General features: G+C 36.1%; 9 protein-coding genes and 1 pseudogene. 4 read left to right on the top strand and 6 right to left on the bottom strand.

Annotation, left to right across the window (positions count from 1 at the left end; genetic code table 11):
* Positions 1–2: 2 nt before the first annotated feature.
* Complete coding sequence (gene ffh, locus ABW51_RS01790) at positions 3–1,391, bottom strand: signal recognition particle protein (protein ID WP_053465317.1); 1,389 nt, start codon at positions 1,389–1,391, stop codon at positions 3–5.
* Between the two features lie 279 nt (positions 1,392–1,670).
* On the opposite strand from ffh, the gene ABW51_RS01785 reads away from it, so the two are divergent.
* Complete coding sequence (locus tag ABW51_RS01785) at positions 1,671–2,933, top strand: HlyC/CorC family transporter (RefSeq protein ID WP_053465316.1); 1,263 nt, start codon at positions 1,671–1,673, stop codon at positions 2,931–2,933.
* 65 nt (positions 2,934–2,998) lie between these two features.
* Here the strand turns inward: ABW51_RS01785 and ABW51_RS01780 are convergent, their stop codons facing one another.
* From ABW51_RS01780 to ABW51_RS10515, 3 genes and pseudogenes are all read right to left on the bottom strand, one after another.
* A complete protein-coding gene (locus tag ABW51_RS01780; protein WP_053465315.1) occupies positions 2,999–4,438 on the bottom strand; it encodes a porin family protein in 1,440 nt (479 codons plus the stop codon).
* A gap of 54 nt (positions 4,439–4,492) precedes the next feature.
* Entirely contained in the window at positions 4,493–5,311 is an 819-nt protein-coding gene (locus tag ABW51_RS01775; protein ID WP_053465314.1) for a Slam-dependent surface lipoprotein, read from the bottom strand.
* Between the two features lie 99 nt (positions 5,312–5,410).
* Positions 5,411–8,660 (bottom strand): annotated as a pseudogene (locus ABW51_RS10515) (TonB-dependent receptor domain-containing protein).
* 203 nt (positions 8,661–8,863) lie between these two features.
* Between ABW51_RS10515 and ABW51_RS01765 the strand changes: the two are divergent.
* Complete coding sequence (locus ABW51_RS01765) at positions 8,864–9,634, top strand: threonine/serine ThrE exporter family protein (RefSeq protein ID WP_053465313.1); 771 nt, start codon at positions 8,864–8,866, stop codon at positions 9,632–9,634.
* 1 nt (position 9,635) lies between these two features.
* On the top strand, positions 9,636–10,115 hold the full coding sequence (locus ABW51_RS01760) for a threonine/serine exporter family protein (protein ID WP_005628250.1): 480 nt from the start codon (positions 9,636–9,638) through the stop codon (positions 10,113–10,115).
* Between the two features lie 46 nt (positions 10,116–10,161).
* Here ABW51_RS01760 and ABW51_RS01755 read toward each other — a convergent pair whose 3' ends face one another.
* Positions 10,162–10,380: a YdcH family protein gene (locus tag ABW51_RS01755; protein ID WP_005628252.1), complete on the bottom strand. Its 219-nt coding sequence runs from the start codon at positions 10,378–10,380 to the stop codon at positions 10,162–10,164.
* Between the two features lie 114 nt (positions 10,381–10,494).
* Positions 10,495–11,259 carry a hypothetical protein gene (locus ABW51_RS01750; protein ID WP_053465312.1) on the bottom strand — a complete coding sequence of 255 codons (765 nt, stop codon included), beginning with the start codon at positions 11,257–11,259 and terminating at the stop codon, positions 10,495–10,497.
* Between the two features lie 171 nt (positions 11,260–11,430).
* Between ABW51_RS01750 and serS the strand changes: the two genes are divergently transcribed.
* Positions 11,431–12,720 carry a serine--tRNA ligase gene (gene serS, locus ABW51_RS01745; protein WP_053465311.1) on the top strand — a complete coding sequence of 430 codons (1,290 nt, stop codon included), beginning with the start codon at positions 11,431–11,433 and terminating at the stop codon, positions 12,718–12,720.
* The last annotated feature ends 151 nt before the right edge of the window (positions 12,721–12,871 follow it).

The raw sequence follows: 12,871 nt of genomic DNA, 5'->3' as shown, positions 1-12,871 counted from the left end.
AATTATCGTTTAAACATTCCGCCTAAACCACCAAGACCGCCTAAGCCTCCGCCCATTAAGCCTTGCATTCCACGCATCATTTTAGCCATGCCGCCTTTACGCATTTTCTTCATCATACGTTGCATTTCATCGAATTGTTTAAGTAATTTATTAACATCTTGCACTTGAGTGCCAGAACCTAATGCAATACGACGACGGCGAGATCCTTTGATAATATCTGGATTGGCGCGTTCTTTTAAGGTCATGGAATTAATGATCGCTTCCATTTTGATAAACATTTTGTCATCTACTTGATTTTTAACATGATCAGGCAAATTTTTGGCACCCGGTAATTTCTCAAGCATAGACATCATTCCGCCCATTTTTTTCATTTCAATAAGCTGCTCGCGGAAATCATCTAAAGTGAAATCATCGCCTTTCTTGAATTTCTGTGCCATTTTTTCTGCTTTTTCACGGTCAACAGAACGTTCAAGATCTTCGATAAGGGAAAGTACATCGCCCATGCCCAAAATACGGGAAGCGACACGATCGGGATGGAAAGGCTCAAGTGCTTCTGTGTTCTCACCCACACCCAAGAATTTGATTGGTTTACCTGTGATTTGGCGAATCGATAACGCTGCACCACCGCGCGCATCACCGTCCACTTTCGTCAAAATAACCCCTGTAAGCGGCAATGCTTCATTAAAGGCTTTTGCTGTATTTGCCGCATCTTGACCAGTCATCGCATCAACAGTGAAAAGAGTTTCGATTGGATTTAATGCTGCATGGACTTGCTTGATTTCATCCATCATTTCCGTATCAACGTGTAGGCGACCCGCCGTATCCACAATCAACACATCATAGAATTTCAGTTTTGCATCAGCAAGCGCCGCTTTAGCAATATCAACTGGATTTTGTTTGACATCCGATGGGAAAAAATCCACGCCAACGGATTGAGCCAAGGTTTCAAGTTGCTTAATCGCAGCTGGGCGATATACGTCGGCAGACACCACTAACACTTTCTTTTTATGGCGTTCACGCAAGAATTTTGCCAATTTACCTACGCTGGTGGTTTTACCCGCCCCTTGTAAACCTGCCATTAAGATAACTGCAGGTGGTTGGGTTGCAAGGTTTAAACTCTCATTCGCTTCGCCCATGGCTTTTTCAAGCTCACGCTGAACGATTTTTAAGAACTCTTGCCCCGGCGTTAAACTTTTATTGACTTCTTCCCCAAGCGCACTTTCTTTTACTTTTGCGATAAATTCACGCACCACAGGTAAAGCAACATCTGCTTCAAGTAATGCCATACGCACTTCGCGTAAGGTTTCTTTAATATTATCTTCCGTTAAACGGCCTTTTCCTGTGATATTACGTAAAGTTTTGGAAAGGCGATCCGATAAATTCTCAAACATGGCTAACAATCCTGTTTTTCTTAAAAAATTGCGCTGATTATACCGAAATTTAGGCGTTTTTCATCATTTCAAATGAAAATGGCTTTTTGAATAGGCGATTTCATAAAGAAAGCATAGGAGATAAGGAAAAAGAATGATTATTTAGCCAATTTCGGGTATCATTCTGCTCACTCTTGGCTATTTTAGTAGCCATTTGATTTAGCAAAATTAAATAACAGGTAAAAAGTGCGGTGAAAATGACCGCACTTTTTGTTGATTAACGAACAAAAGGATTTTCCCTTGGACAGTATTCCCCTTAGTACTTTATTTATTATTCTCATTATCTGTTTAGTGTTATCTGCCTATTTTTCCGGCTCAGAAACCGGACTACTCTCTCTCAATAAATATCGTCTTCGTTTTCTATCTGAACAAGGCAATAAAGGCGCACAAAAAGCAGAAAAACTGCTAGAAAAGCCTGATACCTTGTTAAGCTTTATTCTTATTTTTAATAACCTTGTGAATATCAGCGCATCGGCAATTGCGACCATGATTGGTATGCGTTTATACGGTGATGCCGGCGTGGCGATTGCAACGGGTTTGCTCACTTTCGTGATGCTTGTCTTTTCTGAAATTTTCCCCAAAACTGTGGCTGCAATGCACGCGGAAAAAGTCGGTTTTGTTTCCAGCCATATTTTGACGGTATTACTTAAAATCTTCTATCCGCTCGTTTGGCTGATGAATATTTTTACAAAATCATTAATGCATTTGGTGGGATTAAAACCCGATATGCAAAAACAAGTAATTAGCCGTGAGGAACTTCGTAGTATCGTATCAGAAGCGGGCGAAGCGACGCCTGATGAACAACATCCACAAATGTTGCTTTCTATTTTAGATATGGAAACCGTCACCGTTGATGACATTATGGTTCCGCGCAACGAAATCGGCGGCATTGATATTGATGATGATTGGAAAGCCATTATGCGCCAGCTCAATCATGCGGCACATAACCGAGTGGTGCTTTACAAAGGCAGCCTTGATGAACAAGTACTTGGTATTTTGCGCATGCGTGAAGCATTCCGCTTGCTCCTTGAAAAAAATGAATTTACCAAAGAAACCTTAATTCGTGCCGCGGATGAAGTGTATTTCATTCCTGAAAGCACGCCATTAAAAACGCAACTTGCAAATTTCCGTGCAAATAAAGAACGCATTGGCTTAGTGGTAGACGAATACGGCGATATTAAAGGGCTTGTGACATTGGAAGATATTTTGGAAGAAATCGTTGGTGATTTTACCACTTCCACTGCCCCAAGCATTGATGAGGAAGTAACGCAACAATCTGATGGTTCCATGATTATCGATGGCTCTGCCAACCTACGCGATCTCAACAAAATGTTTAACTGGGAATTGGATACAGAAGATGCCCGCACGTTTAATGGTTTAATCCTCGAACACTTAGAAGAAATTCCCGATGAAGGCACAGTTTGCGAAATTGATGGCTTGCAAATTACCATTCTTGAAGTGGGTGATAATATGATTAAACAAGCGAAAGTCGTCAAACTTTAATCATAAAAACTCCGCCAAATTGAACCGCACTTAGAGTTAAATATCTCTCAAAGTGCGGTTTGTTTTTAAAAGTTTTTTTCAAATTTCAATACCACTTCATTCTGTTTATAGCGATATAACATTTCTACGTTACTCTGATGATTTGTATGAATAAAATTGATACTAGGCACAATATCGTAAAATTTGAATTTAGGAATAGCAAAGGTAAACAAATATTTTTGTTCATTGTCTTTTCTTGTTTTTCCTAAAAGAGCATTATAATCTTGATAATCTATTTTTCTAAAAATACCTTGCGCAGTAATATCAATTCCGCTTTCAAAACTTTTATTAATACCTATTCTAATCCCCTTTCTAGCATATTGATCAATTTTTGATTCTGTTGAAAACTTTTTCGCATAATCCAATCCACCAAATAAAATCCAATCATTTGGTAAGCTATAAACTAAAGTAGAAAAGAAAGAGAGAATTTTTCCATCTTGATAAGATAAATTACGATCTTGATATTTTTCCCATTTATATTCTGTTTGCAAAGAAAAGTATAAATTCGGATTTAAAATCGTTGAATAAGAGATATTAAACCCTTTTCTTTCGCTATACCAATGGTGATAGGCTCTTGTTTTTTCAACTAAAGGATAGAGATCTAATTGATTTTTTTGATCTTTAAAACGGTATCCTAATCCAAGTGAAATATTATGTTCAGTAAATTCTGATTTTTTCGGATAAAACTCACCATAAGCTAATCCTTTAAAAATAATACCTTGATTATTTAATATTTCAGTATATTTATTTAATACCGCTTCATAACTAAATCCTGTGCTTTTTTGAATAGTTGGTCTAGTTCGTGTAAATTCTAATGTACCAAGATAAGGATTTTCGACAATTTCTTTACTAGTTTCATTACCAGATTGATTTAAATTAGAATTATAAATTGTGCCAAAAGAAAAAGATCCTTGCCACGATTGGCGATAATCAAGTTGTGATAAATATTGGTTTACACGTGCCATTACATTTGGTTGTTGCGGCAATGCTATCTGATTAAAAAGAATTTTAGATTGATTGTTTTGCCAGTTTAGAAAATAGAGTTTAGCTAAATCTAATTTTCCGCGTGTGAAATCAGGTTCTTGTTGAACAAGTTGCTCGTAAAGTTGAATGGCTTTTTTGGTATTTCCTTGATTAAATGCAATATTCGCTTCTGCAAATAAAATCATTCCTCGTTCTGCTTGTGGAAATTGTTTATAACGGATTAATAAATGTTCAATATCATTCGTTTGTTTGTGATTAATCGCGAGAAAAAGAGCGGTCATTATTTCTTCTATATTATCACTCACCTTAAATTCTTGGTTGTTTATTGTTAATGTAGTAAAGAATTTATCTTGTTGAATAAATTGTTGTTCTTGTCGTTGTTGATTTAATTGAGATTGTTGCTGTAAGCGGAAATCTTTTTCTTGATTTTCGGCAAGAACCAAAAAAGGAATAAAAAGAAAAATAAAAGGGAATTTCGACATAAAACATCCTGTTTACAATAAGGCTTGCTTTCGCAAGCCTTTTGTTTATTAAACTTAATTTTTAGTACCGCCAAAGGCTGTGTTGTATTCAGGTTTTGAAGCAAAGGTTGCCATACCTGCCAAGCCTTCAGCTTTAGCACCATAGAAACGACCTTCTGATTTACCAGTGATACCTTCTGCTGTAGCTTCACCCTCAAAAGTGGCTTTAGATTTATTGATTTGGCTTTGAATAGAGAGTTTTAAATCAGGTTTAGATAGAGAACCCTCAATAGTTCCAGCATCAAAATCAACATTGAATTTACCTGTCATTAGTGCCCTATTGAAGTCATTATATTGATTAATACCTTTAACTTGATAAACAGCTTTACCTTTTGGTAAACGTTTTGTCGGATTAGAACCAGCATAATAAACACTGACATTTTTTTCTTGGGTAGTTTGACCACTCACATTTTCCCATTCACCATAGTAGGTATCTAGATTACCAACTTGTTTAAAGGACAATCTTCCTAACCCAGTATGATCTGGCATAATTAAAGTCAATTTAGGCATTTTGTATAATTTTGCCACAACTACGCCATTGGAATCTTTTTTAGCAACGCCAGTAATATGCGAAATCCATTTGTCTGCACGCTCAGCCATTAAAGCCATTGATTGACCTTTATTATTTGCTGTTTTACTTAAGACAGCGGGATCATTAGGAATACTACTGTCATATATTTCAACGCCAGCCTTTCCATCTTTTTCTCCTGCCTTGATTTTTATATATCGAGTTTGATTTGTATCAGTTGATACATTTCCCACTACCTGCGCTTGTGTAAAACCAACAACCCCACAAGCCATTACTGCTACTGCAATTTTACTTAGTTTTTTCATAATAATTTCCTTATTATAGAAGGTTTATAAAATCAAGACATTAATCGTCTTGAGCCAAAGTCATCATATCACAAAAACGAATATGATAATTATTTTCATTTAAAATTTTGCGGTGAAACCTAATTTGATCGTTCTTCCTGGTGCAGGCATACTAGAACGTGTGAGTGGATCAAGATAATAACGATCAGTAATATTTGTTCCCACCAATTCTAATTGAAGGTTTTCATTTACTTTATAGGAAGCATAAGCATCAACCACTAATACTGGATTCCAGCGATTGGTTTCAGAGCTTCCTAAGAAGCCCGCATCTCTTAATGATTTTGCACGGCTGTCTTTTACTTGAGAATGATAAAGCCAGCGAGTACCTAATTCTAAGCGCTCATCAAATGCTCGAATACCTAAATTTGCAGTAATAGAATATTTTGGTGCAATTGTATGTTTTAAATATCCATTATTATTACCACCATTTACACATTCAGGAAATGCTCTAGTTCTTTTTCCTGTAAGTCCGTTATAATCCCAACCTCCTCTATCTAAAATAGTAGAGTTTTTATCACAAAATTTATTTTTTAGATTATAAACTACACCTAAATTAGCAAAGAAATTTCCTTGATCATAACGAGCTTGTAATTCCAACCCAGATAAAATTCGTTTGTCAAATTGTTTTAGTTCATAATTTATATCTCGATCAAATACATTTTTAGTTAAATTATGAAAATAATTTAAACGAATATCTGCACGACGAGCGTTAGATAATAAGTTGCGTAAATCTTGTACATAACCTACTTCAATATTTTTACTATGTTCTGGTTTTCGCTTATAGAATGGATGGAGTTCTATAATTGAATAGCCAATTGTATCTTCAAAAATACTTGGCATTCTTTTAGTCTCAGTATAACGAGCATATAAACGAATATTATCTTTCACTAAAATAGTTATCCCCAAAGATGGAGACCAAGCATGAGCACTTCGTTTTGCCTTTTTCATTCTTTCCCATTGTTCAGGTGTTGGATTTTTCTTAACCAAAGTTGATGAAAGAGTAATATTTTTTATAACTTTTTCCATTTTTCCTGTATCTTTATTATATATTTCTTCATCAAGTTTATCTTTTGGGAAATACTTGTTTATAGTAGATTCATTAAAGTTAAAGTTTCCATATTCATCTCTCTCAAAGAATATACTTCTGTATATAGGCTCAGAATTTCTTACTGCTTTATCGATCGCATGATCTTCTTCTGTAGGTCTATGTAAATTCTCTTTTTCTAATTTTTTATCAACATATTTTTCCATTTCATTAAGCCAATTGTCATAAGCACTGTCATCATCAGGTGGTGGATTCTTTGCTTCAAATTCATCTTCATATTCTAGTTTCTTATTGCTTGCTATTTTATAAGTATTTAGTCTCTTTCTTATCTCATCGTCTAATTTCACAAAACCATAATAACTTAATTCTAAAGCGGCAGGATAAAATACTTCTTCCCTTTGTTTATCTTGAATTTGTTTTCTTAATCCATCATCACGAGATTTATAATGAGTATATTTCGCGCCTGCATCTAACACTAACCAATCCACAGGGCTATATTGGAAATTAAAGCCTACATTTAATTCTTTACGTTTTCCGTGACGTTCGCCACTCATATAATAATCCCAACTAGGGCAATATATTTTACTGTTCTTCTTACCGCCACCAACCCAGCCACCACATACCTCGTTTGCAAGTGGCGTGTTTTTAGTAAATTCATTTTCAGAATTTAGATTCTCCCATTTGTAATTACTCATTACATCAAAATTTAATTTTGGAGTAACTTCAAAACGGTTGCTGGCATAAACACCATAGTGATTATCTTTTGACCATTGTGCTTGCGCTTCTTTGGTATCAAAAACCCCCCTTAATATTTGGTGTTTTATCATTGGAATTAGCGTATTCTTTCCATTTTTTACGCATTTGTTTTATATATTCGGCTTTATCTATTAAATATTTTTCATAACCTTCTTCCCCTGGTTGTTTAATTTCAGGTGCAACAAGATCAGTTCCTACAGAATTAAATCCCATATCATCAAAAATAATATCGGAAGGGCTTCCGCCTGAAGTATTGGTTTTGGCATGATTAAATACAGCATAGGCTCCAAGGCGCAAATTCACCCATTTATTATTTTCAGGGTTATATTCAAAATCTGTATTCACTGCGGTTTGTTTTACATTGGCAAGCGGCCATTGTAGAACTGTGCCTTGTTGATAGCTGGTTTGCCATAAACGAGAAGGCATTATCTCACCATAATGCATATCGCTATGGCGCAAACCAAATTTCCATTTTGTATGATCATTAAATTTAATTGTGGCTTTGCCTAAATAGGACTCGGATTCAAAAGACGTATTTGGGACTTCTTTTTTCGGATGATAAACAATCGCTATCCAGGGAATATAAGGATCATCACTTCGATAATAATCAGGATTAATATCATGGGCCTTTGCGTATTCATCTAAAGTTTTTCCCTCACCATAATTATGACCACCCTTTCCACCAGAAAAATAATTGCCTTTGTTACGATAAGCATAAGCAAATAATCCTTCAAAATGCTCATCTTTTGTTGCTATAGCTAGTCGATAGGCATTATCATTAAAAAATTTATTGCGTCCTTTGGCACGCGCAGGATAACGATCGGATGTTCTAAAATAAGCTGAAATAGCACCTAACCCCATATCTTCAGGATGATCGAGTTTTCGGAAATCTTGACCAACAGGAATAGGATAACCACGTTGCTTAATAGAATTGTTAGCTGTTTCAGCTTTAAATTCGATACCAAATTTTTCACCTTTTTTAATAATGTCATCAGGTTCTAATGTGCTTAAACGAATAGTGCCCGCTGCGCCACTATCTAAAGTGCGGTTTAAATTTGGGCCTTTTTCAACAGTGACACTGCTAATTAAAAATGGATCAAGATAGTTACGGTTGCTCACCCCCGCAAAACCACGCCAAACAGTGATCGCTTGTTCTGTGCCATCAACTAAAACGGGAATTCGACCTTGTCCCTGTACTCCACGAATATTAGGATCCAATGCACCGCTATTGCGTGCATCACCACTATATACGCCCGTTGTGCCTGTTAATAAATCCGCTACAGAATGACCTTTGTAAGTTTCAATTTCTTTTTTGCTTTTATATTCAGTTACTTGGTTTTCTGAAAACATTTTATCTTTACCTGCTTCGGCTTTACTTTCAGAAGTACCCAAAACAGAGATCGTATCAAGCTGATTTATTTGTGGGGAAGCATAGATAGTTTGATGAATAAGCAAGGCGAGAGGGCATAGTATAAAGGAAAATTTATTTTTCATTTTTTTAATCTCCATATTTAACGATAACAATTATCATTTAAATACTAGTCCTATTTTTTTATATCAGCAAAGAAAAATTGTTTATTTTGTGATCGATGTAACAAAATTTTTCACTAAAAAGTTTTGACTTAAATCACAAGTGCGGTTCTTTTTTGCGCATTTTTCAGAAAACATTTTTATAATTCTTTCTAGGTATATTTTGATAGAAGAAGAAAGATATGGAACACGAATATCAACGTGAGGTGACTCGCGTGTGCGTACAAACGGCACTGCTCTTGTTACAACATGGGGCAGAAAGCACTGTGGTAGTGCAAATGGCGCAGCGTTTAGGCGTAGCACTTGGTGTAGAAAGCGTGGAATGTGCGCTCACGGCAAATGCAGTGGTGCTGACGACCTTATCAGATAATCATTGCATCACCACCGCACGAAAAAATACAGATAAAGGCATTAATATGCAAATGGTCACTGATGTTCAGCGCATTGTGATTGCCGTTGAACACCATTTGTATGACTTAGAAATCGCACAAAAAAAACTGGATCAATTAAAACCGCTTAAATACAACCGATGGTTAGTGGTGTTTATGATTGGCTTATCTTGTGCAGCATTCGCCCATTTATCTGGCGGAGACGGGGTGATTTGTGGCATCACCTTTGTGGCGGCAGCCATCGCCATGTTTGTGCGACAAGAATTTTCTAAACGGCACTATAATCCCCTTATCGTCTTTTCCATCACCTCTTTTGTCGCCTCGCTGATTTCTGGCGTGAGCTTAAAATATAACTTAGGTAACGATCCTCAAATTGCCTTAGCATCTAGTGTTTTATTACTTGTGCCAGGGTTTCCTCTAATTAATTCTTTGGCGGATATATTAAAAGGTTATGTGAATATGGGATTAGGCCGTTGGACGATTGCGACTATTCTCACTTTTGGCGCATGTCTTGGCATTGTATTCGCATTAAGCCTATTACATATTACAACTTGGGGGCATTAAAATGTTATTAGATATCACAATATTTATCTTGAAATTACTCGATGATATGTTATTTGCCGCGATTCCAGCAGTGGGCTTTGCTTTAGTATTTAATGTGCCGCCAAAAGCCTTAAAATATTGCGCAATTTTAGCCGCACTTGGGCATGTGACACGCACATTATTACTGCATATTAATATGCCTATTGTATTTGCCACCTTCTTTGCCACTTGCGTAATTGGATTTTTAGGCGTGCATCTTTCCCATCGTTATTTAGCCCATCCCAAAGCCTTCACCGTTGCCGCAATTATCCCTATGATCCCCGGTGTTCATGCTTATAAAGCAATGATTTCAATGGTACAAATCCATCATTTTGGTTTTTCTGATGCTTTATTTGAACAAATGATTAGCTCCTTTATTAATACCAGTTTTATCTTAGGTGCGATTGTATTTGGATTAGCTTTACCAGGATTATTGTTTTATCGACAAAAACCCGTGGTGTAACCTTAAAACAGTGCAACAAAAAAGCCGACATTTTGTCGGCTTTCTACTATTCTTGTGATTTTTTCTTGAGGTATTCATAAAGCTCATCTTTAATCCGTAATTTTTCTTTTTTCAAAGCCTCAATTTCCATATGAGTAGCGAGCTGAATGTTTTCCTGCATATTCTTAATTTCATGATCTAATTCGTTATGCTTTTCAAAAAGACGATCAAAATAAGCATCATTACTTTTAAGTTTGGTGATTAATTCCCTGTATTCTGGAAACATAAAATCGCTCCTGTGTTAGTTAAAATCGATCTTGAGTTTACGCTTTTCTTTACAAAGAAACAAAATTCAATCTTAAAAATTTGACCGCGATCACAAAAATTTATTCTGAACGAATTATTTTTGCTCATTTACCTTTTTATTTCTTCCTGCACCTAAAACCAACATAGCTAACAAACTAAGCATAATTCCAAAGCCAGCACCAATACCCGTTGAGATAACATAAGGTTTCTCTGCCATTACAAGATTAGGCTGTTGAACAAAATGAAATGCCACCAAATTATTATCTAACGGTTGAACAGATTGCATCATTTTCAATTTGTTTTCCCAAGAAACGTCAATTTTAGCGTCCGCTGCATTTTTCACTTGTTCAAATAACGATTTCCATTTTGTAATCAATTCATTATTTAATGTTTGGCGCGCTTGATTATTCACATAACGAATGTATTCCACAAAAAGTTGATCCACTTCTTCACGATCAAAAGAAGACAGGATGAATTGATCAAGATTATTTTCTTGGGAAAATTTAAAATGTGAGGCAATTTGCTGAACGGTTTGATTTTCAACTTTAGCTCTCGCTTTCACAAAATCAGATTGATTTAAAAAAGCCATTAATTGAGCAGGTGAATTAAGAATTTTTGTAAATTCATGATACGCAGAATCTGTCGCCTTACGCTCAATTTTTACCATATCAACGGCATCAGCATCACCGCTAACTAAACTATATGTAGAAAAAAGAGAAAAATAATTACCCAATTCATTCATTTTTGGCGCTTCAAATTGCGCGCTAACCTGCCATTTTGTCGGGTGAAAATGCGCCCCCGCAAAACCAAGTCCACCACCGATAAGCATAAACAGAAAAGAAAGAATAAATTTTCTCATAATTTACCTAAAATTCAGACTAAATGAGGTGTGGATTCTAACACAAAGTGCGGTTTATTTTTGCTTTATTTTCAGAATCTCGCTTTTCCCTTGGCTTTTAACTGGTTTATTTGAATAAAGCACGCTAGAATAAAGTCATTTTCATTTCAACGAAAAAAGTAAGGAAATTCTATGATCGATCCAAATTTGCTCCGTAATAATTTAGCGGAAGTCGCAGAAAAATTAAAAGTAAAACGTAACTTTATTCTTGATACAGAAAAACTCACCTCATTAGAAGAACAACGCAAGAACTTACAAGTCACCACCGAAAATTTACAAGCGGAACGTAATACTCGTTCAAAAGCTATTGGTGCTGCGAAAGCACGTGGTGAAAATATCGAACCATTATTGGCTGAAGTGGATAATATGGGCAATCAATTGACTGAAGCAAAAGCACAATTAGATGCGGTACTTGCAGAAATCAATCAAATTGCATTAAGTATTCCAAATCTACCAGCAGACGAAGTGCCATTAGGTAAAGATGATACCGAAAATAAAGAAATCTTACGTTGGGGTACACCGCGTACATTTGATTTTGAAGTGAAAGATCATGTCACTTTAGGTGAGGAAGCAAATGGCTTAGATTTTGCCGCAGGGGCTAAATTAGCGGGCGCGCGTTTTGCCGTAATGAAAGGTCAAATCGCAAAAATGCACCGTGCATTAGCGCAATTCATGTTAGATCTTCATACTGAACAACACGGCTATTTAGAAACCTATGTGCCTTATTTAGTAAATCACGCCACACTTTATGGCACAGGTCAATTACCAAAATTCGGTGAAGATTTATTCCATACTTTAGCCTTAGAAGGCGAACAACCTTACGCATTAATTCCAACCGCAGAAGTGCCAGTCACTAATTTAGTGCGTGATGTAATTATTGATGAAACAGAATTACCAATAAAAATGACCGCACATACGCCATGTTTCCGTTCAGAAGCGGGTTCTTACGGTCGTGATACTCGCGGTTTAATTCGTATGCACCAGTTTGATAAAGTGGAAATGGTACAAATCGTTGATCCAGATAAATCAATGGAAGCACTTGAAGAATTAACTGGTCACGCAGAAAAAGTATTGCAATTATTAAATTTACCATACCGCAAAGTTTTACTTTGCACAGGCGATATGGGCTTTGGTTCTTGCAAAACTTACGACTTAGAAGTTTGGGTACCTGCACAAAATACTTATCGCGAAATTTCTTCTTGCTCAAATATGTGGGATTTCCAAGCTCGCCGTATGCAAGCACGTTGTAAAGCAAAAGGCGATAAGAAAACTCGCTTAGTGCACACATTAAATGGTTCTGGCTTGGCTGTTGGTCGTACTTTAGTGGCTGTGCTTGAAAACTATCAAAATGCTGATGGTTCAATCACCGTGCCAGAAGTGCTACGTCCATATATGGGCGGATTAGAAGTTATCGGCAAATAATCCTTCTATAAAATAAAAAAGCGTGGATTTTAAAATTTCCACGCTTTTTTTTATGGAAAATATAGGGCGTTAAGTCGTTATTGTGGTTTAAAACACGCCATTTGGCTGCCAAATTTTTTTCTTCGGCATCTTGTATTTTTTTTTTTTTTTT

It is taken from the genome of Haemophilus sp. C1, from assembly GCF_001276515.1.
In the GTDB taxonomy this organism is placed as follows: domain Bacteria; phylum Pseudomonadota; class Gammaproteobacteria; order Enterobacterales; family Pasteurellaceae; genus Haemophilus.
Note: the sequence above shows the minus strand (reverse complement) of the source record. Positions and strands in the feature narration are given on the sequence as shown.